This window comes from Haladaptatus sp. ZSTT2, from assembly GCF_037081775.1.
In the GTDB taxonomy this organism is placed as follows: domain Archaea; phylum Halobacteriota; class Halobacteria; order Halobacteriales; family Halococcaceae; genus QDMS2.
The window spans coordinates 929,921-953,098 of the sequence record NZ_JBAMHQ010000001.1 but is presented as its reverse complement, the minus strand read 5'-3'; the positions used below and the strand labels follow the sequence as shown (position 1 = coordinate 953,098).

General features: G+C 62.1%; 28 protein-coding genes and 1 tRNA gene. 10 read left to right on the top strand and 19 right to left on the bottom strand.

What is annotated here, in order from left to right:
• Window position 1: 1 nt before the first annotated feature.
• Window positions 2-1,456 (bottom strand): glycosyltransferase, encoded by a 1,455-nt coding sequence (locus V5N13_RS05290; protein ID WP_336359903.1) that lies wholly within the window; start codon window positions 1,454-1,456, stop codon window positions 2-4.
• 303 nt (window positions 1,457-1,759) lie between these two features.
• Between V5N13_RS05290 and V5N13_RS05285 the strand changes: the two genes are divergently transcribed.
• The gene (locus V5N13_RS05285; protein ID WP_336359902.1) at window positions 1,760-2,710 is read left to right on the top strand and encodes a phytoene/squalene synthase family protein; all 951 of its coding nucleotides are present in this window, start codon (window positions 1,760-1,762) and stop codon (window positions 2,708-2,710) included.
• Here the strand turns inward: V5N13_RS05285 and cruF are convergent.
• The 3 genes from cruF to V5N13_RS05270 are packed head-to-tail and all read right to left on the bottom strand — an operon-like array spanning window position 2,707 to window position 5,916.
• Window positions 2,707-3,546, bottom strand: coding sequence for a bisanhydrobacterioruberin hydratase (gene cruF, locus V5N13_RS05280; protein WP_336359901.1), 840 nt, complete (start codon window positions 3,544-3,546; stop codon window positions 2,707-2,709). The two genes, V5N13_RS05285 and cruF, sit on opposite strands and share 4 nt — an antisense overlap.
• Window positions 3,536-4,432, bottom strand: a complete 897-nt coding sequence (locus V5N13_RS05275; protein ID WP_336359900.1) for a prenyltransferase — start codon at window positions 4,430-4,432, stop codon at window positions 3,536-3,538. Before V5N13_RS05275 ends, cruF begins: the two co-directional genes overlap by 11 nt.
• On the bottom strand, window positions 4,429-5,916 hold the full coding sequence (locus tag V5N13_RS05270; RefSeq protein WP_336359899.1) for a phytoene desaturase family protein: 1,488 nt from the start codon (window positions 5,914-5,916) through the stop codon (window positions 4,429-4,431). The genes V5N13_RS05275 and V5N13_RS05270 overlap by 4 nt, the downstream gene beginning before the upstream one ends.
• An 87-nt stretch (window positions 5,917-6,003) precedes the next feature.
• On the opposite strand from V5N13_RS05270, the gene V5N13_RS05265 reads away from it, so the two are divergent.
• The 3 genes from V5N13_RS05265 to V5N13_RS05255 all read left to right on the top strand — a co-directional run bounded on the left by V5N13_RS05265 (window position 6,004) and on the right by V5N13_RS05255 (window position 8,084).
• Window positions 6,004-6,693, top strand: a complete 690-nt coding sequence (locus V5N13_RS05265) for an SDR family oxidoreductase (RefSeq protein WP_336359898.1) — start codon at window positions 6,004-6,006, stop codon at window positions 6,691-6,693.
• Between the two features lie 39 nt (window positions 6,694-6,732).
• Window positions 6,733-7,578, top strand: a complete 846-nt coding sequence (locus V5N13_RS05260) for a ZIP family metal transporter (RefSeq protein WP_336359897.1) — start codon at window positions 6,733-6,735, stop codon at window positions 7,576-7,578.
• 257 nt (window positions 7,579-7,835) lie between these two features.
• Complete coding sequence (locus tag V5N13_RS05255) at window positions 7,836-8,084, top strand: hypothetical protein (RefSeq protein ID WP_336359896.1); 249 nt, start codon at window positions 7,836-7,838, stop codon at window positions 8,082-8,084.
• Between the two features lies 1 nt (window position 8,085).
• On the opposite strand, the gene V5N13_RS05250 is transcribed toward V5N13_RS05255, so the two are convergent.
• The gene (locus V5N13_RS05250) at window positions 8,086-8,595 is read right to left on the bottom strand and encodes a hypothetical protein (RefSeq protein ID WP_332899802.1); all 510 of its coding nucleotides are present in this window, start codon (window positions 8,593-8,595) and stop codon (window positions 8,086-8,088) included.
• 172 nt (window positions 8,596-8,767) lie between these two features.
• Between V5N13_RS05250 and V5N13_RS05245 the strand changes: the two genes are divergently transcribed.
• On the top strand, window positions 8,768-9,928 hold the full coding sequence (locus V5N13_RS05245) for a CapA family protein (protein WP_336359895.1): 1,161 nt from the start codon (window positions 8,768-8,770) through the stop codon (window positions 9,926-9,928).
• Window positions 9,929-9,964: 36 nt separating this feature from the next.
• Here V5N13_RS05245 and V5N13_RS05240 read toward each other — a convergent pair whose 3' ends face one another.
• From V5N13_RS05240 to V5N13_RS05210, 7 genes are all read right to left on the bottom strand, one after another.
• Window positions 9,965-10,339, bottom strand: coding sequence for a CBS domain-containing protein (locus V5N13_RS05240; RefSeq protein ID WP_336359894.1), 375 nt, complete (start codon window positions 10,337-10,339; stop codon window positions 9,965-9,967).
• Between the two features lie 132 nt (window positions 10,340-10,471).
• Window positions 10,472-10,792 carry a transcription factor S gene (locus tag V5N13_RS05235; protein WP_336359893.1) on the bottom strand — a complete coding sequence of 107 codons (321 nt, stop codon included), beginning with the start codon at window positions 10,790-10,792 and terminating at the stop codon, window positions 10,472-10,474.
• Window positions 10,793-10,824: 32 nt separating this feature from the next.
• A complete protein-coding gene (locus tag V5N13_RS05230) occupies window positions 10,825-11,196 on the bottom strand; it encodes a hypothetical protein (protein ID WP_336359892.1) in 372 nt (123 codons plus the stop codon).
• Window positions 11,193-12,065 carry a hypothetical protein gene (locus V5N13_RS05225; RefSeq protein WP_336359891.1) on the bottom strand — a complete coding sequence of 291 codons (873 nt, stop codon included), beginning with the start codon at window positions 12,063-12,065 and terminating at the stop codon, window positions 11,193-11,195. Before V5N13_RS05225 ends, V5N13_RS05230 begins: the two co-directional genes overlap by 4 nt.
• A gap of 44 nt (window positions 12,066-12,109) precedes the next feature.
• A complete protein-coding gene (locus V5N13_RS05220) occupies window positions 12,110-12,946 on the bottom strand; it encodes an RAD55 family ATPase (RefSeq protein ID WP_336359890.1) in 837 nt (278 codons plus the stop codon).
• 31 nt (window positions 12,947-12,977) lie between these two features.
• Window positions 12,978-13,946: a beta-ribofuranosylaminobenzene 5'-phosphate synthase family protein gene (locus tag V5N13_RS05215; protein WP_336359889.1), complete on the bottom strand. Its 969-nt coding sequence runs from the start codon at window positions 13,944-13,946 to the stop codon at window positions 12,978-12,980.
• A gap of 51 nt (window positions 13,947-13,997) precedes the next feature.
• Window positions 13,998-14,705 (bottom strand): glycosyltransferase, encoded by a 708-nt coding sequence (locus V5N13_RS05210; protein WP_336359888.1) that lies wholly within the window; start codon window positions 14,703-14,705, stop codon window positions 13,998-14,000.
• A gap of 107 nt (window positions 14,706-14,812) precedes the next feature.
• On the opposite strand from V5N13_RS05210, the gene ilvD reads away from it, so the two are divergent.
• From ilvD to V5N13_RS05195, 3 genes are read left to right on the top strand one after another with little or no spacing between them, the layout of a single operon-like run.
• Entirely contained in the window at window positions 14,813-16,540 is a 1,728-nt protein-coding gene (gene ilvD / locus V5N13_RS05205; RefSeq protein WP_336359887.1) for a dihydroxy-acid dehydratase, read from the top strand.
• 57 nt (window positions 16,541-16,597) lie between these two features.
• Window positions 16,598-17,569 (top strand): NAD-dependent epimerase/dehydratase family protein, encoded by a 972-nt coding sequence (locus tag V5N13_RS05200; RefSeq protein ID WP_336359886.1) that lies wholly within the window; start codon window positions 16,598-16,600, stop codon window positions 17,567-17,569.
• 54 nt (window positions 17,570-17,623) lie between these two features.
• Window positions 17,624-18,064, top strand: a complete 441-nt coding sequence (locus V5N13_RS05195; RefSeq protein WP_332899792.1) for a hypothetical protein — start codon at window positions 17,624-17,626, stop codon at window positions 18,062-18,064.
• A 4-nt stretch (window positions 18,065-18,068) separates the two neighbouring features.
• On the opposite strand, the gene V5N13_RS05190 is transcribed toward V5N13_RS05195, so the two are convergent.
• From V5N13_RS05190 to V5N13_RS05160, 7 genes are all read right to left on the bottom strand, one after another.
• A complete protein-coding gene (locus V5N13_RS05190) occupies window positions 18,069-18,251 on the bottom strand; it encodes a hypothetical protein (protein WP_336359885.1) in 183 nt (60 codons plus the stop codon).
• A gap of 8 nt (window positions 18,252-18,259) precedes the next feature.
• A complete protein-coding gene (locus tag V5N13_RS05185) occupies window positions 18,260-18,412 on the bottom strand; it encodes a hypothetical protein (protein ID WP_336359884.1) in 153 nt (50 codons plus the stop codon).
• 284 nt (window positions 18,413-18,696) lie between these two features.
• Window positions 18,697-18,769 (bottom strand) — tRNA-Pro (locus V5N13_RS05180).
• A 65-nt stretch (window positions 18,770-18,834) separates the two neighbouring features.
• Complete coding sequence (locus V5N13_RS05175; protein WP_336359883.1) at window positions 18,835-19,719, bottom strand: RNA-guided pseudouridylation complex pseudouridine synthase subunit Cbf5; 885 nt, start codon at window positions 19,717-19,719, stop codon at window positions 18,835-18,837.
• Window positions 19,719-20,294 carry a (d)CMP kinase gene (gene cmk / locus V5N13_RS05170; RefSeq protein ID WP_332899788.1) on the bottom strand — a complete coding sequence of 192 codons (576 nt, stop codon included), beginning with the start codon at window positions 20,292-20,294 and terminating at the stop codon, window positions 19,719-19,721. The genes V5N13_RS05175 and cmk overlap by 1 nt, the downstream gene beginning before the upstream one ends.
• Before the next feature lie 36 nt (window positions 20,295-20,330).
• On the bottom strand, window positions 20,331-21,245 hold the full coding sequence (locus V5N13_RS05165) for a DUF106 domain-containing protein (protein WP_336359882.1): 915 nt from the start codon (window positions 21,243-21,245) through the stop codon (window positions 20,331-20,333).
• Between the two features lie 83 nt (window positions 21,246-21,328).
• Complete coding sequence (locus V5N13_RS05160) at window positions 21,329-21,961, bottom strand: adenylate kinase (RefSeq protein WP_336359881.1); 633 nt, start codon at window positions 21,959-21,961, stop codon at window positions 21,329-21,331.
• Window positions 21,962-22,065: 104 nt separating this feature from the next.
• Between V5N13_RS05160 and V5N13_RS05155 the strand changes: the two genes are divergently transcribed.
• Together V5N13_RS05155 and V5N13_RS05150 are read left to right on the top strand one after the other, a co-directional pair.
• Complete coding sequence (locus V5N13_RS05155) at window positions 22,066-22,449, top strand: hypothetical protein (RefSeq protein ID WP_336359880.1); 384 nt, start codon at window positions 22,066-22,068, stop codon at window positions 22,447-22,449.
• A 44-nt stretch (window positions 22,450-22,493) separates the two neighbouring features.
• The gene (locus tag V5N13_RS05150; protein WP_336359879.1) at window positions 22,494-23,177 is read left to right on the top strand and encodes a potassium channel family protein; all 684 of its coding nucleotides are present in this window, start codon (window positions 22,494-22,496) and stop codon (window positions 23,175-23,177) included.
• Window position 23,178: the final 1 nt, after the last annotated feature.

Here is a 23,178-nt window from a genome sequence, read left to right as displayed (position 1 = left end):
TTCAGCCGTCGTCCGCTTCGTCTGCGACGCCACGGAATCGCTGGACGGCGAGCGACGTATCCGATGGAACGACGCGGTGGCGTGTGGCCGGAGTCTCCTCGCGGGGCGCACTCGGGTCGGTCACTGAGGTGGCGTCGGCGGTCGGGTGGCGGTCGTTGCGCCGTTGGAGGTGATGGAGGCGCGCGCCGCGAATCGGCACGAGCACCGCGTTCGCCCGGTCTTGTTTGAGCAAACTGCCGAGGCCGAGCGAGAATCCAAGCCGACCGCTGGGAGCGACCCGCCGCGAGTCACCCGTCGTGACCTGTCGCGTCCCCCAGTGGGTCGTCCGGAGCGTCACGAGCGCGTAGAGCAACAGCGGGAGGTGGACGGTGAAGAACAACACGCCGTAGAGTGGCGCGATGAGGAACGTCCCGAGGTGGCGACGGCTGTAGGCGAGATTTCTGAGATACGCCATCACCGCAATCGCAAGCAGGTACGTCCCGAGGCTTGCGAGCGCGCCGAGGATGAACACGCGATAGAGCATCGTCCCGACGCCGACGCCGAGCAGGGCGATCGGGAGACTCAACTCCACGACCATGAGCGCGGCGAGGACGGCGCTTCGCTTCGGTGCCCACGCAAGTGCCAACAGTGACTCGCGCCAGAAACTCCGCATCCACCGCGTCTGCTGGCGAATGTAGGACGAAAAGTCAGCCGGGGCGGCCGTCCACGCCTGGGCGGTCGATTGGAACACCACCTTCCCGCGCTTGAGCGCGTGGGCCGTCAGGTGGCGGTCGTCCCCGTAGTGACACGGCTTGCCGAGGAACTCCTGTTCGACGTAGGCGGTGAGCACCTCGCGCACCACGTCTGCGCGATAGGCGCTGAACACGCCGGTACAGCAGGTGGTGATACCGAGCACCGACTGCGCGCCGCGGTCTACGTTGAACGAACTCCAATACCGCATGTCGATGAGCCGAGAGAGCAGGGATTTCTCTCGGTCGAGGATTTTCGGATAGCCGGTGACGGCGGTCACGTCCGCGTCGGCAAACGGTTTGACCAGTTCAGCGAGCGCGCCCGGTTCGAGAATCGAATCTGAGTCAACCGTGACGAAGAGGTTGCTGGTCGCGCGCTCGAAGCCGGCGGCCTGTGCGTGGCGCTTGCCGCGATTTTCCGCGAATCGGTGGGTGACGATGCGTGAGTCGCGCGCCGCGTACTGGTTTACCGCGCGCCACGCCCGCTTGTCTTCGCTGCCGTCGTCGGTGACGAACACTTCGCTCACGGGGTACGATTGGTCGAGAATGCTGTCGAGACACGCGCGCATCAGCGCCGGGTCTTCGTTGTACGCCGCGATGATGACGCTCACCGTGGGCGTCGTTGTGGCGTGTCCGAACGGCCGGTATCTGAGGTAACCAACCAGCTTCAATCCGAGATACAGCGCCACGACGGCGCCGTACACGCTGAGCGGCAGGGGGCCTGCCATCAGTCGGGTTCCTCGTTGCTTTTGCTGGGCGCAGTCGGGGCGACGTAGCTGGCACGCGAACTCGCGGAGTCGGTCTCGAACACGGAGAATCTCTCACCAAGAAGATGAGTTCCATGTTGTTTGCTATCGTGTGACTACTCGGGCGGTAGGCTGAGATTTCACGCCCGAACGTGTTGTTCCTCTTACCGGTAGGGATGGGTCGCTGGACGTGGATACCTGTCACACCTTACTGGTTGGGTAGTTCTTCGAACCCGCGCAAATCTCTATAACCCTGAGAAACGTCAAATGTATTATTGTTCCCGCATGGTACACCGCCACCCAATAGCCAAAAGTAAGGCCATCCACCGCCGGACTGGCAAGACGTTCTACTATGCGACGAAACTGCTCCCAAAGCGGATTCGTCACGCAACGTACGTCTTGTACGCCTTCTTCCGCATCGCGGACGAAGTCGTAGACAGCGAAAACGACCTCACGCCCGACGCCCAGCGTCGGCGGTTGGAGGCGCTCCGCGACGAGGTGCTCGGCCGCCGCGAGACCGACGACCCCGTCCTCCTCGCCTTCCGCGACCTCTGTGTGACCTACGACATCCCCGACACAGAGGTCGAAGCGTTCATCGACGCGATGTGTGCCGACATCGAGAAAGATCGGTATGCGACCTACGAGGAACTCGAAACCTACATGCGCGGGTCTGCGGCCGCCGTTGGTCGGATGATGACCTGCGTGATGCAACCCGAGGAACCGGAATGCGCCCTCCCCCACGCGACCCGTCTCGGTGAGGCGTTCCAACTCACCAACTTCTTGCGCGACGTGGGCGAGGACATCGTCGACCGAGAGCGCATCTACCTCCCGCAAACCACCCTCGACACCTTCGGCGTGAGCGAGGCCCAAATCGAACGCCGCGAGTTCACTCCCGAGTTCGCAGACGCCATCTCTTTCGAACTAACGCGGGCAGAAGACCTCTACCGCGAGGGCGTCGCGGGGATTCGCTACCTGCCCGAAGACAGCCAGTTCGCCATCTTGCTGTCCGCAGTCCTCTACGCAGACCACCACCGCCTCATCCGCGAGCAGGGGATGGACACGCTCACGCAGACGCCGTCGCTCTCTGCTGTGCGAAAGCTCCGACTCATCGCCGAAACCAGGTGGCAGTGGCTGTGGAACTCAGACCCGGAGGTCGTCTTCGAGAAGGTGAGCACGACGGGAACCACGCGGTCGAGACCGCCGGAACCGACCGGCACGCCCACGCAGGCGCGCTAGCTGTGTTTCGTTTTTCGTGACCTGACGACCGAGCCGACGGCGAAGTCAAAGCGGTCGAGACGAAGCAAGGTCAGGGCGAAACCGACGGCGAGCGCGGCGGGAATCCAGTTGCCGAAGTAGCCGTTTACGACCCCCCAAAGAATGGCGAAGCTCACGAGGTCGTCGAGCATGAACGAGCAGTTCGCAAGCCGACGTTTCACCTCGTCTGCGTGGAAGCCGAGTTCGATGAGCGACATCGCAATCGTGGCGGAGAACACCCACCCGAGGTAGTTCGAGACTGGTACGTCGTAGTACGCGCCGCCGCCGACGTACGCCCAGAAGCCGAGGTCGACGGCGGCCGGGTCGAGCACGAGGTCCATCACGAGGACGATACCGATGCCTGCGAGAATCCGCCGCAACCGCGAGGTGGCGCGTGGCCCGAGCAGGAGCAAGCCAAGGAGGTAGCTGTTGAGCAGGAGGGGAAAGTAGAAGATGGGCAGGGCGAGGGGGACTTCACCGAACAGCATCGGCCCGAGCGCGAGTTGGTAGGAAAACTCGCCGTAGGGAAGCCCGGTTCTGACGCCGACGAGCTCGACGGCGTAGGTGAAGATGGTGAGCGTACAGAGCGCAACTGCTGCCCGCCGGGTCACGAGCGGCGTCAACCCAGCGATGAGCGGCAGGCGCATCACGAACGTCGCCGCGACGAGCAAGAAGGGATTGAGCGCGAGTTCCGCCGGGACGTAGCCCTCGCTGCCGAGGATGAGCAGAAACGTGCCGACGAGCGGGAAGAGGACGGCAATCGTGAACCGGTTGTCGTGGACGAGTTTATCAAACCCCTTCGACACCTCAGACGCCACCGACGAACCTCCAGAGGCCGCCGAAGGTCAGCACCATCCCGACGACGGTGTTGACGGCGGGATACCACCAGTACGCGCGATTTACGCCGACGCCGGCCACGACGATGCCGAACACCAGCAGGGGGTACAGAGTGAGCAGCGCGCCGAGCAGCGGGTGGACGAGCGCGAACGCGATGGCCGCAGCGAACCAGCAGACTGCACAGTAGACGTAGGTTCGCCGCTGACCGAGTGCGGTTGCCGTCGTGCGGATGCCCGCCGCGCGGTCGGGTTCGATGTCGGGAATCGCAGAGAAGGTGTGCATTCCCATCGTCCAGAGCCACCCGCCCGCGATGGCGAGCGTTGGCGGGAGGCTGCCCGCGAGCGCGGTGTAGGCGACGACGGCGGGCAGGATGTACAGCCCGTTCGAGAGCGAATCGAGAAACGGCGTCGTCTTGAACCGAAACGGCGGCGCGCTGTACTCGACGGCGAGGAAGTAGTACACCGCGAGCACGGCGAGCGCGAGCGGCGACAGAAACGGCACGAAGACGAGGCCGAGCAGCCCCGACAAGAGAATTGCGGCCAGCACGCCACGCTCGCCCGAGTATCTAACTTCTTTTTCGTCCTTCTTCGGGTTTTCAACGTCCACTTCCCGGTCGAAGATGTCGTTTATGCCGTACAGGAAGACGTTCGCCGGGAGCAGGAAGTACAGAAAAAGGGCGACGCTGAGCGGGGAGAGCAACGCGTCGAGCGACTCTGCACCGTAGGCCGCGCCGACGATGACCGGCCCGGCGAGGTAGAACCAGAAGCGAGGCCGCGAGAGCCTGAGGAGGTAGCCATGCAGCGTGCTTTCTGCGGGAAGCGCGTTGGCGAACACGTCGGTCGCACGCGAAAGCGTCGAAGTTCTCATAGCGTCGAATCGTGGATGACGGCGTTCGCTGCGTGCTCCCCGCTGATGAGGCACATCGGAACGCCGATGCCGGGGGTGGTAAACGAGCCAGTGAAGTAGAGGCCGTTCACCTTCTTTGAGCGGTGTGGCGGGCGAAGCAGGGCGGTCTGTCTGAGCGTGTGGGCGAGGCCCAGTGCGGTTCCTTGTGTGCTGTTGTACCGGCTTGCGAAGTCGCGCACGCAGAACGATTTCTCGAAGACGATGCGATCGTGGAGGGCGACGCCAGTGTTCTTTTCGATATCATCGAGTATCTTCGCGCGGTACTGGCGGCGGAGTTTCGGCGTGTCGGTCAGGCCGGGTGCGATAGGGACGAGCGCGAAGAGGTTGCTGTGGCCCTCAGGAGCCACCGTGTCGTCGGTTTTCGAGGGGACGCAGAGGTAGTACGCCGGGTTATCCGGCCACGCGGGCGTTTCGAAAATCTGGTCGAAGTGCTGGTTCCAGTCTTCGGGAAGGACGAGCGTGTGGTGGGCGAGTTCCTCGACGTCGCCGGAGACGCCGAGGTAGAGCAGGAAGGCGGAGGGCGCGTAGGTTCTGTCCTCCCAATAGTCGGCCGAGTACTGTCGTTCGTGTTCGGGGAGCAGGTCCTGTTCCGTGTGGGCGTAGTCGGCGTCTGAGACGACGAGGTCTGGGTGGTACTCACCTTGCGTCGATTCGACGAGGAAGCCTTCGCGTCGGCGGGTCACTTCCGTCACCTCACAGTCGGTGACGAACTCCACGCCGAGTTCCTCTGCGAGTGCGACGATACCGTCTACGACCGCGCCGATGCCGCCTTCAGGGTAGTAGACGCCGAGGTTGAAATCGACGTGGCTCATCATGTTGTAGAGCGCGGGCGTGTTCTTCGGCGAGCCGCCGAGGAACACCAGCGTGTACTGCATTATCTGCTGGAGTTTCGGGTGCTCGAAGTATTTCTCGACGTGGTCCTGCATCGAGCCAACGAGGTTGAGGCCGATTGGTGCGGCCTTGAGCACGGAGGGGTCAACCCAGTCGCGGAGTTTCGGGCGGTCTTTGTAGACGAACTCGTTCATCGCAACCTCGTAGTTGCGCTCGCTTTCCTCAAGATAGGCGTCGAGCTTTGCGCCCGCGCCGGGTTCGTACGAGTCGAACACTGCCTTCACCTGCTCGCGGTCGGGCGTGATGTCCACCTGGTCGCCGTCTTTGAAGAAAATCCGGTAGTGGGGGTCGAGGCGGTCGAGTTCGTAGTACTCGGAGGGGAGTTTGCCGAAGTGACGGAAGAAGCGCTCGAACACGTCGGGCATGAGGTACCACGACGGCCCCATATCGAAGCGAAAGCCGTCTTCGGTGAGACGGCTGGCTCTGCCGCCGAGTTGTTCGTTCTTTTCTAAAACCGTGACGTCGAAGTCAGCAGAAGCGAGGTAGCACGCCGTCGAGAGGCCGCCGATGCCGCCACCGATGACGACGACCGACTGGCGCGAGTGTGGACTCATGAGATACTCTACATGTTCTACGATGATAAGGAACCACCCCAACGAGACAGGGAAATCGCCTTAATGCCCGGGTTCGCACGCATCGGTATGGAGGAGTACACGGCAGTCATCACCGGCGCAACCCGTGGCATCGGGCGGGCGGTCGCGCGCACGTTCGCCACCGAAGGCGCACACGTCGTCGCCGCTGGGCGCGACGCAGACGCACTCTCGTCGCTCGCTTCCGACCTCGCAGACGCGTCGGGTGGCGTGACCACGCAGCGAGCGGACGTGCGCGACGAGTTCGACGTGGAGTTTCTGATGGAAACGGCCGCCCGGGTGAACGGCGACATCGACTGCGTCGTCGCAAACGCCGGTGTGTATCACGGCACGCCCGGCGAAACGCCACTCACCGAAGCGTCCTACGCCGCCTTTGACGACCATCTCCGGACGAACGCCCGTGGCGTGTTCTCGACCATCCGCGAAGCCCTCCCGCACCTCGCTTCCGACGCCCGCATTCTCGTCACTTCCGGGTCGGTGGCGCGTGAGTATACACCGGGGTACGGCAGCTACGCCATCTCGAAGGCAGCCGCCGAAGCGCTCGTACAGGGATTCGCCGCCGAACTCGACCAGCCCGTGGGGATTGTCGACCCCGGTGCGGTCGAAACAGCGCTCTCAGATACCGGCCGGTCGCCCGAAACGGTCGCGCCGATGTTCTACTGGGCTGCGACCGACTGCCCAGCGGAAGCAGTAGATGGGAAAATCGTCGGCCTCGGTGACTGGAAGCGCGCAACCCGGTGAACCGACGAACTTATTAATTACAACCACTGCGTTAACAACATGTCTCAGCCCGGAGCCTCCGCGCCCGCTCGCACCTATGTCGGGTACGCCGGTGTGCTCGCGTTCGTCGTCCTCTCCGGGCTCGCCGTCTCGGCGGGCCTCTGGAAGGTGCTCACCATCGGGTGGGTCGCCTTCATCGCAATGGCCGGTGCCGCAATCCCGGGCAAGCGCGCCGCCGCCTCGAAACACGCCGGCCGCCTCGTCTGGGGGTACGGCCTCGCCGCGGGCGCGATGGTCACGAGCGCCGCCGTCTTTCTCCTCCCGCAAGCGTTCGGCTTCGACCCCAAGGTCGGCGGCTTCGGCGTCGCCGCGGGTATCCTCCTCGGCTTCGCCTCCCATACGATTGGCCACCGCCTCGCCCACCTCGACCTGCCCTTCGACGCGACGACGGCCCACCTGACCGCCCACTCGCTCACCGCGGGCATCATCATCGGCGTCGTCTACGCGACGCTCCCCGAACTCGGCCTCGTCCTTGGGCTCGCCATCGTCTCGCACAAAGGCCCCGCCGGGTACGCCGCCGCCCGCCGCCTCGCCTCGAACGACAAATCCACTTCAATTATTTTGCTCCCGGCAGCGGGCGTCGGCATCACCGCCATCCTCTCCGGATTGGTCTCTCTCCCCGCTTCCGCCCAACTGAACGCCGCCGTGTTCGGCTTCGCCGCCGGCATCTTCCTCCACATCGCTATGGACTTCCTCCCCCGCTGTGAGGTCGGCGGCGAGGTCGGTGAAGTCGCCCAACTCACCGACGACGCCCACGCACTGCTCGACCGACTGCGGGTACACGCCGTCGTCAGCACCTCACTCGGCGCGTTCGCGGTGCTCCTCGCGTGGCTTGCGGTCGCGTAAGTTTGGCTTCTCACCCTCGTGTATCTCGAAACATTACAAAATTTATGATATACATATTAATTTAAATATTTTGGATACTTACATGTTTCATGTCTACCCGGTCGCTGCCCTCTCGCTCAGTCCGTCGAGTTCTCGTTGAACTCAGCGTCGTTGGCGGAGCGTTGAGCGTGGTCTATCTGTGGCGTCGGGGGTTGCGTGCGAGCGCCCAGTCGCACGCCACACTGCTTGGCTCTGCGTCGGTGGCCGGCGGTTTTGGCATGGGATTCATATGCCTCACCGGATGCATCGTGTTCCTCGCGGCGTATGCGTCGAGGCGAGACGTTCTGAGCGGGTTTTCACTCCCCTTTCGAATCGACCTCTTCGCGCTCGAACTCACGGTGTTCGCACTCGTGGCTTCCACCTACCAACGGAGCGAATCACTCCTCCCGCTGGTAATCGCATATCTGGGCATCACACTCACTAACTACGCAATCGTCCTTGGGTTCGAAACCCACCTCCTGTTCTAAATCAGAGTTCCTTCAGCGTGTCCGGGTCGTCGAGTTCCCAGAGCACCTGCGGCAAGAACGCATCCAAATTGTCGATAACCTTCCGCTCGCTCACGTCGAGTCCCTCGCAGTGTTCGTGGGCCGACTCGCGCACTGACACGTGAATCTCGCCGTCTTCGACCGTCACTTGCAGGGGAAACACCGAACACCGCGCTGGCTTCCAATCGTGCTCTAAGTGGAGTTCACAAAGACCGTCGTCGCGCAGGAAAAAGCAGGCTTGGCCCTCCTCGTTTACGTGTTCCTCGCGATTTTTCTGCTCGCGCTTGACGAAGTTCTCCCCCCGGAACGTCGTCGTCGCCTCGTTCAAGTCGGCGTGCTTCGCGAGTTCGAAAAAGTCCGGCTCGTAGAGGAGCACGCCGTGGGTACAACACCACGTACACTCCTCTACGCACTCGAAGGTGAGCGAGGGGTCGAAGTCCACGACCGCCTCACAGCCCGGATGCACCTCGACTCGTCGCGCGTCTGTACTCACGACTGGGGTTCGGAGAGTGGTGGGGAAGTCTTTTTCGCAATAAACACCCTCTCACAACCTCACCGACCCAGCAAAGCAGTGTCGTCGCGGGCAGTTACGGACAGTTGGTGGGCAGTTATTTACGCATTCACGCCGTCAGGTATTTAGAACATGACACTGAACCAACAACTGAATGAAGCGGAATCGACGCGCATTCCTCTCAGCGATGGGCGTGGTGGCGTTCGGAGGCTGCATCGGAACGAGCACTGACTCGCCCCCATCCGAGATGCCCACTGGGGCCGACGCCCCTCCCACCTCCGAGTCGACCACCACCCCGGCTACCACTGTCGACTCGACGACGACTGCACACCGAAAAACGACCATTGGATTCGGCGGGGACACGATGGTCGGACGATCGCTCAACGGAATTTATGGCGACGAAGACGTTGACCCGGCGACTATCTGGGGTGACTTCCAGCCCAGACTCCAGTCGCTCGACGGCGTTTTCTGTAACCTCGAATGCTGTCTCTCGACGCGTGGAGAACGATTTCCCGACCGCACCTACCACTTTCGCGGGGATCCAGCGTGGGCGGTTCCCGCGCTCAACGCCGGGAACGTTACGTTCGCCTCGCTCGCCAACAATCACGCGATGGATTTCGGCGCGGTTGCCCTCACCGACACAATCGACGCACTCGATGCAGGTGGTATCGAACACGCGGGCACTGGCGAAAACGCGGCGGCTGCGCGCGCACCCGCGACGTTTTCGGTCGGCGGCCTCGATGTCGCCGCTATCTCGTTTTCAGACGAGTACGAATTTTACGCGGCGACTGAGGATCGACCCGGAATCGCCTGGATTTCTCGGAACTACGACGGTCCGGAAACTCAGCGCGTCGTCGGTGACGCAATAGAGCGAGCGAAAGCAACGGATCCGGATATCCTCGTCGCGTCCGTCCACTGGGGCGAAAACTGGATCGAACGTCCCCGCGACCGACTGGTTGAGTTCGGCCACTGGCTCGTAGACCGCGGCGTTGACCTCGTCCACGGGCACAGCGCACACGTGGTTCAAGCGATAGAACAGTACGAAGACGGCGTCATCCTCCACGATACCGGCGACCTTGTGGACGATTTCGGTATCAAAGACGACCTGGGTAACGACAAGAGCTACCTGTTCGAAGTCACGCTCATCGACGGGGAATTCGAAAAGATACGGCTCGTCCCGTTCCACATCGACGACGGGGTCAGACCGACGACCGAGGACGAGGCTGCGTGGCTGCGAGAGACGCTCCGCGACCGCACCGACCCATTCGAGACGACGTACGAACGAGCCCGTGAGGGCCTCGTCGTCCAGTTGTGAACCTGCTCGCTTCCCATATCTTGACTGCTACGTTGCTTAGGAGAGGTACGCCATGACGTCGGTTGAGGAGATCATTCCGACGTAGTCGTCGTCAACAACCGGGAGGTGTTTGATACCGTAACTGGTCATCATCGCGGCAACCTCTTCCATGTAGAGGTTTGGCGTGGCCGTCTCGACGTTGGTGGTCATCACGTCAGCTACGGTTAGCTTCGAGATGTCACGCCCGCTCGCGACGGCATCGAGCACGTCCGTACTGCTAATAATCGCTCGCGGAGTGGTCTCGACGACCAGTGCACTGATATCCTTTTCACGCATCTGCTGGGCGGCTTCCCGAATCGTTGCGCCCTTCGAAATCGTCTCAAGCGGCGTGGACATCACGTCTCTGACGGTCACCTTGTCCGTTGAACCCATACCACTAGCCACGGACACGGGAGGTAATGGTGTTTTGCTTCACGTGAGCCCACCCAGTCTCGGGCCCGCAGCACGTCATCCAATCGGCGTGATGTGTCTCGAACTATCGCGTCGGCTACTCGACACCTGCCCTCAGCTATACCCTCGCCACCGATGCCCGCATTCCATACACTTGAAAAACCGCGTCGGTGGCTCGTCAGCAGACCCGGTCTGCTTGATGGTGTACCACGCGCGGTCGTGCCCACACTTTTTGCACTCTTCGTTGGCGGTTGGTTTCCCCTCGTCTGAGGCCTCTTCGCTGGTTTCGATAACGTCGTCGAAGGTTTGCTTTTCCGTGCTGACGAAGCTTTTCGCGGCCTCTTTGTCCTTTGGCACGCGCGCGCCACAGCTCTTGCACACCATCTCATCGCCGTCTGCGTGCATCATGGAGCCACACTCGTCGCAAAATTGCATGGACGCGGGTTGTCGCTCTGCGCAAAAAAGGGTTAGCGCTCTTCTTCGAGTTCGCGCCGTTGGGCGACGACGGGGCAGTTTCGCACCTTGAAGTGGCGCATGTCGGTCTGTTCGACGATTTTCGTCCCGTCGTTCGTACAGCCGACCTCCGGCGGTGCGGTGAAGTGCTCGCAGGACTCACAGAAGTCCTGTTTTTCCACGATGGCCTCTTCGCCCTCGCCGGCTGTGCTCGTAATCGTCATGTCGTCTGTGTCCGCGAGCGCGTCCCAGAGGTCGTCCTCGGCGAGTGTTTTGGCTTCTTCGTCACGCAGCGACTCGGCGCCGAGTTCTGAAAGCGGGTCTTTCACCTCGTGGCTCGTCTCCGCTGCGAGTTGGTCGAAGATGTCGTGGTCGTCGCGCGTCATTGGTTGTTACCTCCGGGGGCGACTTCGACCTCGCCGACGACCTCCGCGAGCACGTCTAAGTCGGTCTCCTCGTCGCCTCCGACTTCGAGTTCGGGGCGGGTGTTCACGAGTCGTGGCGAGCGAATGAGCCACGTCCCCGGTTCAATGTCGGTGAACAGGTGGCCACAGCCCGGACAGGTTGGGTCATTGAGGAGCGCCACGTCGATTGGCGCGCCACACGCGCCACACTTCGCGTTGCGCACGCCCTCCTCCGTCGCAATCTCTCTGAGGGTTGAAAGCAGTCGCTCGCGCTCTGCGCGCTCTGCGTCAGTGCGCACCACGTTGCGCATGTCGAGTGTGACGCGGGCAACGGTCTGGAGCTTCGATTCGAGGTCGTCGATACGCTCACGAAGCGCCGTGTGTTCGTCCGTGCGCGTGCTCGCCTCGTGGTCTACGGCGGTTTCCAGCCGGTCTACTTCGTCTTGGAGGCGGTTTACTGACTCTTCGAGAGTTTCGACGGTCGAGAGTTCTGGGTGCGTGTGGTCGCTCTCTGCTTTCGAATCTGCCTCTTTTTTCACCTGAATGACTCGCGCTCGTACGTCGTCGATGAGCGAGTTGACCTTCTCGTCTAGCTCGCCCACTTCTGTGTCGACTTTCTGTGTGAGCGCAGACTCGACTGCCGCAAGCTGGTTGCTATCGACTGCATCGTGTTGTTCGAGCGCCGCTTTGAGGTCACCTGCGGTGGTTTCGTCAGTCAACCGATACGCCGCAAGCAACTGGACGAGGAGCGTCTCACGCGAGACGCCAAGCGCCGCTGTTTTTGCTGTGAGCCACTCGTCAAGCGACTCCGGTATCCGCACCGCCACATCCCTCGATTCCTCACCCTCCATTCAGTACAGATTTCGGAACAATCACCATAAACGTTCCTTCCAACTTATCTGATTTTCTGCACGTTGCTAATGTCGAACCCGGAGTCGTTAATTTCAGTTTCGAATCGAACGATGTTTTCAGCCTCAATCCGTGGGAGGATGCCGCGGAACTGTTTGACGAACATGGTTCGCGCCCGACTCGACCCGCCGGTTTCCCACGTAAATTCCATCGTCCCGTCGGTCGCTTCGACCAGTTGTTCGTGTTCTTCTGGCTGAATCGTCTCTGCGTTGATGTAGAGGAGAATCAGGCCGTCCCACCGGTAGGCTGCCTTCTGGAGGCCTTTAATTATCAGCGTGATGTCAGCCCACGGGCGTTCGTCGGAGACGATGCTCACGAGGTCAGTGAGCGAGTCAATGACGACGAGGTTGCCGCTTGCGACGCGGTCGAGGCAGTGGGAGAGTGCCGTAAGCACGCCTTCTGAGTCGTGTGACGTGCCGAGGTCTTCGATTGAGAGCGCCTTCTCTGCGTACCACTCTCTCGGCACTTGGCTCTCGTTGAAATACTCGTCTGAGAGGTCGTGAAACGTAATTGCCTCGACGCTCTGTTCGACGATTTCTTCGTCGATGGTCATCCCAATCTCACGGGTGAGTTGGGCTTCGTCTGCGGTAAATGACAGATAATGAACTTCGTCCGGAAACACCGTTTCCGGTTGCACGTCGCCGTAGTAGAGGTCGAACAGTTCCGTATCACCGTCTGCGAGGCCGTTCATCACGGCGCTCGTGTACATGAACTCCCGTGCCCCTGCCCCTGCTTCTCCAGACAGCAAGACGACGCTCCCGGCGGGTGCGCCACCGTCGATGATGGAGTCGAGCCGCGGGATGCCAAAGGGGATGCGCTTCATACCGGGCTATGGCAGGCCTCCCGCTTACGTGTTACTCCGAATGAATGTCCGCCCCAGCGTTTCGACCCCGGGTGACGAACACCTCGCCCGATACCGAAACCGCGTCGAGCGCTTCGTGTGCCACGTTTCGGGCTGCTTCCGCGTGGTCGCGGTCGGTCACGCCGAACACTGCTGGTCCCCACGACGACTGGCCTGCGCCCGACACCGCGCCGCTCGCGGTCAGCGTATTCACGAGTTCCCCAAGGGGCGGGCGGAACACGCCGCCCTGTTCGTCTGCGTACCACGCGCCATTGAGGCGGCTGATGGTCGCCACCGCCGAGCCAAACGTCCGCCAGTCGCCCTCTGCGACCGCGGGCAGGATGCGCCGGGCAATTTGGGTCGAAATGTCGTCTGCGAGCATCGGGTCTGCGTCTTCGACGACCGTCCGAATGCTCTCGTCTTCGTCCGCGCCGCTTCGCCCCGATGGGATGGCTGGAATCACGACGACGAACCGCCAGTCTGTGGGGATGTCGTGGCGCGCCGCAACCGCGGGCACGTCCCACTCGCCGTCCGCCGGGCGATTTGTCGTGAATCGCTCCGTCGGGTGACCGGCGTCGAAAATGAACCCACCTGACTCGAAACCTGCCACTCCGATGCCGCTGCGCCCGCCGCGGCCGAGCGTCGGCGCAACTTCGCGCACGGAAATCTCCTGATCGTTCGCCTCTGCGACGGCTTTGAGCGTCGCCAACGCGAGCTGTGTGCCGCTCCCGAGACCGACGTGTCGGGGCAGTTCTTCGTGTACCGTCACGCGCGCGCCGGGCACGCCGAGGACGGCGACTGCGTCTTGTGCGTAGCGGGCGGCGACCGGGTGGTCACACACAACGCCGTCTGCGGGGTGGGCTTCGACCACCACGCGTGGCTCTGCGAGCGTGACGCCGACGCCGCCGTAGAGGCGCGCGTGCGCAAGCGAGAGGTTGCTAAAGCCAAAGTGGAGACGACCACCGGTCGAGACCCGCACCATGGCCGTCGCTTGGCGTGGTTGTGGTATCGGGGTTTCGACAGTGGCAACTGACTATTTAAAGTAGCCGTTGTCGGGTCGCCGGTCGAGGACGAAGTAATCGAGATAGCCGCGAACGTAGGTGAGAAACAGCCCGACGTAGCCCTGGTTGGTCTGGCGACGCGTCGAGGTGTACACCGGACACTCCTTGTCGTAGACGATGCGCCCGTAGTGCTTCATCCGAAGGGACAACTCGGTATCTTCCATGAACGGAATCTCCTCGTCGAAGCCACCGGCTTCGAGAAACGCACTCCGGCGATACGAACAGTTGTTCCCCGATTGCTGAACGAAGCCGACGGGCCACGCCGCGCGATACCAGTAGTCAGAGAGGAGTTTGAACAAAATTCGGTGTTTCGTGCTGTTTCCCTGTGGCCGGAGCGGGCCGCCAACGCCCGCCACCGTATCATCCGTATAGTGACGCCGATGCTTTGCGACCCAGTAGTTTGGAACAACAGTGTCCGCGTCGGTGAAACAGACGACTTCTGCTGACGCGGCGCGTGCGCCCTGATTGCGCGCGGCGCTCGGGCCGTCTTCGGCTTCGTCGCAGAGAACGCGGTCGACGGCGTCGTGGGCTATCGCAATCTCGGCCGTTTCGTCGTCGCCGCCGACCACGACGATGACCTCGGCGTCCTGCCCAGCGAGCGCGTCAAACGTGCGGCCAACCGAGTCGGCCTCCTCGTAGGCGGCGATGACGACGGCAGCCTCCGGCCAGTCGGCGTTCATCACCCTGTTTTCCCGCCCCCGACGGCAAAGGTGTTCTGTTGTTTCGGAATGACAGCAACATCTGTTCGGGTGCGGCCTTTTAAGAACCTCCGTGGCTACCTCCGCGTATGAGCCAGCGTCACAAGCAGAAGTTAGAGAAGCCAGAGGGGCTTCCCTCCCGCGATGTCACCGAGGGGCCAGAACGAGCGCCACACCGCGCCATGTTCCGGGCGATGGGCTTCGACGACGAAGACCTCGCCTCGCCCATGATTGGCATCGCAAACCCCGCCGCGGACATCACGCCGTGTAACGTCCACTTAGACGACGTTGCGGCCTCGGCCATCGAAGGGGTCGACCAGTCGGGCGGTATGCCAATTGAGTTCGGCACCATCACCATCTCGGACGCCATCTCGATGGGCACCGAAGGGATGAAAGCCTCGCTCATCTCCCGAGAAGTCATCGCCGATTCGGTTGAGCTCGTCGCCTTCGGGGAACGACTCGACGGCCTCGTCACGGTCGCGGGCTGTGACAAAAACCTCCCGGGGATGATGATGGCATCCATCAGAACCGACCTCCCGAGCGTCTTTCTCTACGGTGGCTCCATCATGCCCGGCCACCACGACGGCCGCGACGTGACCATCGTCCAGGTGTTCGAAGGCGTCGGCGCGTACGCAACCGGCGACATGAGCGAAGAAGAATTAGACGAGCTAGAGCGCCACGCCTGTCCCGGCGCGGGTTCCTGCGGTGGGATGTTCACCGCGAACACGATGGCATCCATCAGCGAAGCGCTCGGCATGGCCCCACTCGGGAGTGCAAGCGCACCCGCAGAACACGACGAACGCTACGACGTGGCCCGACGCGCAGGCGAACTCGCCGTCGAGGTCATCCGCGAAGACCGCCGTCCCTCCGACATTCTCTCCCGAAAATCCTTCGAGAACGCCATCGCCGTCCAGACCGCGATTGGTGGTTCGACCAACGGCGTGCTCCACCTGCTCGCGCTCGCCCGCGAGGCGGGCATCGACCTCGATATCGACGACTTCGACGAGATCTCGCGTCGCACGCCGAAAATCGCCGACCTCCAGCCCGGCGGCACGCGGGTCATGAACGACCTCCACGAAATCGGCGGCGTTCCAATCGTCATCCGCCGTCTGCTCGACGCCGGACTCATCCACGGCGACGCGATGACCGTGACCGGCCGCACCATCGCAGACGAACTCGACCAGCTCGACCTGCCTGCAGACGAGGACATCGAGACAGACTTCCTCTACACTGTCGAGGAACCGAAACAGGCAGAGGGAGCCATCAAAATCCTCAAAGGCAACCTCGCGCCCGACGGCGCGGTGCTCAAAGTCACCGGCGACGACAAGTTCCACCACGAAGGCCCCGCCCGCATCTTCGAAGACGAAGAGGACGCGATGGCCTACGTCCAAGAGGGTCACATCGAATCGGGCGACGTCATCGTCATCCGCAACGAAGGGCCACAGGGCGGCCCCGGCATGCGCGAAATGCTCGGCGTCACCGCCGCCGTCGTCGGGGCGGGCCACGAAGACGACGTGGCGCTCATCACCGACGGCCGGTTCTCCGGCGGCACGCGTGGCCCGATGATTGGCCACGTCGCCCCCGAAGCGTTCGTCGGCGGGCCAATCGCCGTCCTCGAAGAGGGCGATATCGTTACGGTGGACATCCCGGAACGCTCCCTCGACATCGACCTCTCTGAGGCCGAACTCGCCGCCCGACTCGACGACTGGGAGGCACCCGCACCGAACTACGACTCGGGCGTGCTCGCAAAGTACGGCCAACTGTTCGGCTCGGCCGCAATCGGCGCGGTGACCAACCCCGCCGCAAAGCACGACTAACTCGACTATTTCCCGTTTCTGGTAACGAGTATCCCTACTGCACTCCTACTTCCAGCTATGCAGGTGTTCATTGCGGGAGCAACGGGTGTCCTCGGACAAAGGTTGGTCGAAGCGTGCACGAACCGTGGTCACGAAGCGATTGGTCTGTCGCGGGGGGCAGCGGGTGACAGACGCATCGAATTGGCGGGCGGGCATCCTCGACGCGGGGACGTGTTAGACCCCGACTCACTCCGTGAAGCGGCGCTCGGCGCGGACGTGATTATCAACGCTGCGACCGCCATCCCCACGACTGCTCGCCCCAAACGGGCTGCATGGCAACTGAACGACCGCGTTCGCCGCGAGGGAACGCGAAACCTTACCGATGTGGCCGCGGCGGTGGACGCTTCGCAGTTCCTCCAACAAAGCATCGTCTGGGTTGCCCGCCAGCCAGACGGGAGTTTCTACGACGAGACCGCACCACCCCACCCCGACCGAACGACTGCCTCGGCGCTCGACGCAGAGGACATCGTCACCGCGGCGGGAACCACGAACGAGTTCGACACGACAATCCTGCGCTGTGGCTGGTTCTACTCCGCTGGCAGCACCCAGACACAGACCATTGCCCAACGGGTGCTCTCTCGACGGATGCCCATCATTGGCCGAGGCGACGCCCTCCTCAGCCACCTGCACGTCGAGGACGCAGCACGTGCCTTCGTCGATGCGATGGAGGCCGGAGCAGTGGGACGTTATCACGTCGTTGATGAAACGCCAGTCTCGCTGGCCGAGTACCTACACACCTTCGCGGAGGCACTCGATGCCCCGGAACCGAGACACATCCCACCGTTTTTGGGACGCCTCGTCGCTGGCAGCGGCCTCGTCCGCTTTCTGACCCGCCCGATGCCGACCTCGGCCGCCCACTTTCGGGACGCGACCGGCTGGACGCCACACTACCCAACAATCCACGACGGCATACCGGCCGTCTGTGACGAATGGCGAGCAGAAGGCATCATCGTCACCCGCAATTCTGGGTCGCAATGGGTCCCGGCCTGACCAAACAATTCAGCAACCGGAACAATTTGGACACCCCGGTGCCATACTCGGAACATGGCACTCATTGATACGATTATGGCCGTGTTCCACATGCTGTTCGCCGGCATCTGGGTCGGCGGCACGCTCTTTTTCGTCGGTATCATCCTCCCCGCCGCCCGCGCCGGGCAGATGAGCACTGACGGTCTCAAGTGGATTGCCGGGCGCTTTACCACCGTGACGACCGCCTCGATTCTTCTCTTGCTTATCACCGGCGGCCACCTCGCCGGGAACTTCTACACCTTTGGCTCGCTGGCCTCGACCGGGCGGGGCCACCTCGTCATCTCGATGGTCGTCCTCTGGGTGATTCTCTCCGGCCTCCTCCAAGTCGGTCTCCGCCGTCTCCGCCGCGAACTCGGCAGTAAAACCGCGAAGGTGGCCGTAGAGCAGAACCTCCCGCTGTTTTTCACCGCGGGCGCGGTCGCCCTTGCGCTGCTCGTCGTCGCCGGACTGCTCTAAAAAATCAGCTCTGGAACGGCTCGCCGTCGCGGTGGTTGTCCGGATTCTCCGCTTTTTCGGCTTCCTGCTCTCGTTTCTGGTCTTCGCGTTCGAGCTTTTCCTGTTTGCGCTCCTGTTCGTGCTCGTTTCGCGCTTCTTGCTGTGCCTGTGCTGCCTCGGCTTTGTCTTCGGAGTTATCGTCTGTCATTGGCTTGCTTAGAGTGGTCGTTTCCGACGGTACAGTCGAATCAATCCCTCACCGGCCAGCCCAACGGCACTCCAGCGCATGGAGAGCACGGCCGCCCCGATGAGCATCGCTCCAATCTTCTTCTCTCCACGACGGAACGCAACCGCCGCCTCTGCAATCATCGACAGCGTACTTAGCCGCTTTATTCCCCGAGAGTTCAGTAATTTACCCAACCCCATACCACTGATTTGGCGCGACCACTTGTATGTGCTTGGGCCGATTGGCTTGAAAGTCCTGTACGGCGGCGGGTTGGGGCTTGCATGTGCAAGGTGGACGCGAGGTTGAATGTGGATGCCAGTCGCTCTTCACGCTCGCGCAAGACGCCAAGGCTCTGTCCACCTTTCGACGCTCACGGAGTTACTCGCACACGCTACGCGGCGCTCGTAGCGTTATTCGCGTCAAAAGGTGGGACCGCTGAGATTCGAACTCAGGTCCTACGGACCCCATCCGCAGAGGATACCAGGCTACCCCACGGTCCCGCAATACGGCAGATGTGAGTGGGCACATTAAGCCCTTCGCTTCGGCGTCCCGCCTACGGGTTTCCTCAGACGAGAACGCGCTCTAAGGAGACCACACAGCCCGTCTCCCGAGACGGGGCACCGACCAGTCTGCCGAGGCACACGACCGCGCCGTCCGGCGTGTAGCACGCCACGAGTGGGCGGTCTGCCTCGGCGCCGTCTTCGACGCCTTCGACTGAAATCACGCCGGGGGCGTACACCTGTGCGCCGTTTGCGACCTGTTCGGCCGCATTTGGCGCAATCGTAACCTTCGGCAGGTGAGTGAGCGCGCGCTCTGCTGGCTGCACCACCTCGTCGAGCCAGCTTTCGTCGCCGTCTTCGGCGAAGGCAAGCGCGTCTGCGAAGTCGTGGAGCGTCACCATGGTCGAATCGTCGAACGGCGTCGTGGCCGTCCGGCGGAGGTGGCCCATGTGCCCGCCGGTTCCGAGCGCGAGGCCGATATCGTGGCACAGTTTCCGGATGTACGTGCCGCTCTCACAGCGAATTCTCAGGAGGGCTTGGCGCTCTGCGACTTCGAGCACGTCGATGTCGTAAATCTCGCGGACGCGCAGGCGACGAACCACGGCGCTCTTGCGCGGCGGTTTCTGGTAAATCGGGCCGACGAACTCCTCCACTGTCGCTTCCAGGTCCGCAGGTGCGCGGCCGTGGAGTTCGAGCACCGCGACGTACTCCTTTTCGCCCTCTAAGAACACCTGTGCCATGCGCGTGGCGTCACCGAGTAAAATCGGGAGACAGCCCGTGACTTTCGGGTCTAAGGTTCCCGCGTGGGCGGCCTGTTCGACTCCGGCCAAATCGCGCACCCAGCCGGTCACCTGATGGGCCGACGGGCCGGGCTGTTTGTCGAGGTTGATGACCCCGAACTGGAGGCGGTCTGTGGGGCGTCGTTCTTCGGGTGGGCCGCGTGTGTGCATTAGAACTGGTAGTCGATGGTTATCTCGACCGTCCCTTCGTCGTCTGCTGCGGTGTACTCTTCGGCCGCAGTTCGGACGATGGCGAGCGCGCTTTCCGGGCTCCAACGCGCCGTGTTGACGTTCAGGTCGTAGATAGAGAGGTTGGTGATGTCGATGCCGTAGTACTCTTGATATCGCTGGGCTTCACTGCTTGAGCGAGCGCGCGTCTCCTTTCGTGCTTGCTCTACGGGTTTGCCCTCGCGGTCTGCAATCCGTGCGGCTCTGACGTGCAGTGGCGCATCAAGCCAGAGGCGGAGGTCTGCGTACTCGCCTGCGAGCCAGCCAGCGAGGCGCGATTCGAGCACCACGTCGTCTTTGTCGCGGGCGATGTCGCGCAGTCTTCGATCCAAGTCGCGGTCGATTTGCTCGTCTTCTTCTGCGCGCTTGTTGAGTTCGAGCGGTGTCAGTCCACGTTCTTCTGCAAGAGAGCGAAAGAGGTCGCCACCGCTGATGTGCTCGTAGCCAAGTGCCTCGGCGAGCGCTTTCGCGGTGGTACTCTTGCCGCTTCCGGCTGGTCCGGAGACGGTAATTAGCATATACACCCTCCGAGCGAGGGAGTAAAAAGAAGTTCGTTACGTCGGCGTCGTCTGGATGTTGAGCGATTTGCGGATGATTTGGGTGAAGCTCACCGAGCAGACGAAGTACCAGAGAATCCACGCCTGCAGTGGGCCAAGGACACCCTCTTCCCAGCCGACCGTCCCGATCAGCGGCATGGTGATTTGGTTCGGCGTAATCACGTCACCGCGGGTGAGGAGCATCCAGTACATCCAGAGGAACACCGGGATGGTCAGGAGCATAATCCACACCATCGGGCGGAACTGCTCTTTGAACATGCCGAGGTTGTCGCCCATGGCTTCCATCTGCTCTTCTTGGATGCGTTCGAGTTCGGCGTCGTCGCCGCGCTCTTGGGCGGCCTTGCGCCGCTCTTGAATCTCCTTCATCGCAGACTGGTACTCGCCCATCTTCTCCATGTCCATGAGGTTCGCCTGCAAGAGCGTCGAGTAAAGCCCAGTAAAGAGTGCAAGCACCATCACGACGACGTAGAACGGCAACATCGATTCGAGCGGACCAAGGAGGACGTTCATCCCCCCACCGATGATGTCGCGAACGGGGCCATAGGAGTAGCCCGCGAACAGCCCCACGGTGATGAGGGCTGCGGCCTTGTCGTAGGATGACCAACTCGAATCTGTGTCGCTACTGTTCGACTTCTTCGACCGCGACCGACTTTTCGTGCCCGGGGTGGTGTCATCGAGCGCCGCGCGCACCTGGTCTGGGTTGTTGACGACGAACCCTTCGCCGTTCCCCTCCACCAGGATGCCCTTCTCGATGAGACGACCCCACTCGCCGCTCGTAATCTCGCCTTTCACATCGCCCCACGTCACGGAGCCATCTCCGTTTTGGGCGTGTTCGAGGACGACGTTGAGGGCGTCGGCCATCGACCCGTCTTGGTTGACGAGTGCGGTCACTTTTTCCGCTGTCCGTGCCATTGCCCTCTCTTGGCACTAGCTGTTAATCAACCTTTTACTCTGCGCGCGCCGGAAAACCGGCTTCGCGCCGGAAGAAAAGTCGCTTACTGTGCGGCTTCGATGGCGGCTTTCAGCTTCCCCCAGACCTCGTCGGGCGTGCCTTCGCCGTCGATTTCGACGAGCTGGCCGCGCTCGCGGTAGAACTCGATGACCGGTTCCGTGTTCTCCCGAAAGACGCGCAGGCGCTCGCGGACGGTCTCTTCGGTGTCGTCGTCACGCTGGATGAGGTCGCCGCCACACTCGTCGCAGACGCCCTGTACTGCGGGCTGGTTGAATTTGATGTGGAAATTGGTGCCACACTCACTGCAAACGCGGCGGCCGGTCAGACGTTCTACGAGTTCCTCTTCTGCAACGTTGAGGTAGGCAACGAGATCGAGGCTCGTCATGTCGTCGAGTTCTTCTGCCTGCTCTAAGTTGCGCGGGTAGCCGTCTAAGACGAAGCCGTCCGCGCTCGTGAGCGCCTCTTCGACGATGGCGTTTACGACCGGGTCGGGGACAAGTTCGCCTGCTTCCATGAACGACCGAGGCGTGCCGTACTCCGTCTCCATGTCCTTGTTGGCGCGCAGTGCGTCACCTGTCGTGACGTGTTCGACATCGAACGCCTCCACGATTCGACTGCTCTGGGTGCCTTTACCAGCGCCCGGTGCGCCGAGCAACAGGATGTGCGGCTGACTCATAGCCGAGAATTTGAGGCCAGCCCTAAAAGGCGTATGGAAACGGGCGAAGGTCCTGCCAACCTGCGGCCCCCTCGCTTTTACTCCTCCGCGACAAAGCCGTCCGCATGACGCGATTTGCCGCCGATACCGCCGACACGCGTCGGGCACTTTTCGTCGATGCGATTGCCGCACACGACAGTCGAGACAGCCAGTTTCTCACCATCGAAGCCGAAGTCGAGGGCGAGTCCCTCGCTCCGTGGATACAGTTTGCCTCGGGCACGCTCAACCTCGATTGCACCGCGGCCGAACTCGACCGCCTCAAAGCCCTGCTCGCAGACTATCCGGCGTTCAAAATCGACGAGCTCACCCGCCCTGAGGAAGCAGAGGGTGCGAACGTCCGCATCGCCGCGCGCACCGACCCAGAACGCGTCGCGGCGTTCGTCGATGTGGCGTTCTGTACTGTCTATGAGCGGTCGGACGACTACGTCGCGTGGGTCACGCAAATCTGAGAAGCGACACACTTTCAATAACCGGCGGAGAACCCCGATTCCAGATGTATATCGTCATCGTTGGTGCTGGTGACATTGGCACTCCGCTCATCGAAATTGCGACCGCGGGGGGAAATGAGGTCGTCGTCATCGAACGCGACGAGGCTAAGGCCGAACTCGTCGCCTCGTCGTTCGACTGTCTCGTCATCCACGACGATGCCACGGTCAAAGACACGCTCCTCGATGCGGGCGCAGACCGCGCAGACGCGCTCATCAGCACGACCGACCAGGATGCGACGAACATCATGGTCTGTCTGCTCTCGAAGGAACTGTCCATCCCGAAAATCGTCTCCGTCGTGCACAACCCAGACCACATGGACATCTTCCGCCAGATTGGCGTGAACACGATGGAGAACCCACAGCGCCTCATCGCAGAGTATCTCTATCGCTCGGTCAAACGCCCGGCAATCGTCGATTACATGCGCATCGGTGACGAGGCCGAGGTGTTTGAAATCACCGTCAAAGAGGACTCGCCAATCGATGGCAAGACGCTGCAGGAAGCCGACACGGCTGGGCTTCTCTCGGCGGAAATGCTCATCGTGGCCATCGAGCGAAACGGTGGGGGCCATCCGATTACACCCCGCGGGAACACGCGACTCGAAGCGGGCGACCTGTTGACCGTGTATTCGGGCAAGGGCGCAACACCGGAGATTACCGATATCTTCGGTCACTACGAGGACCACGACTGAG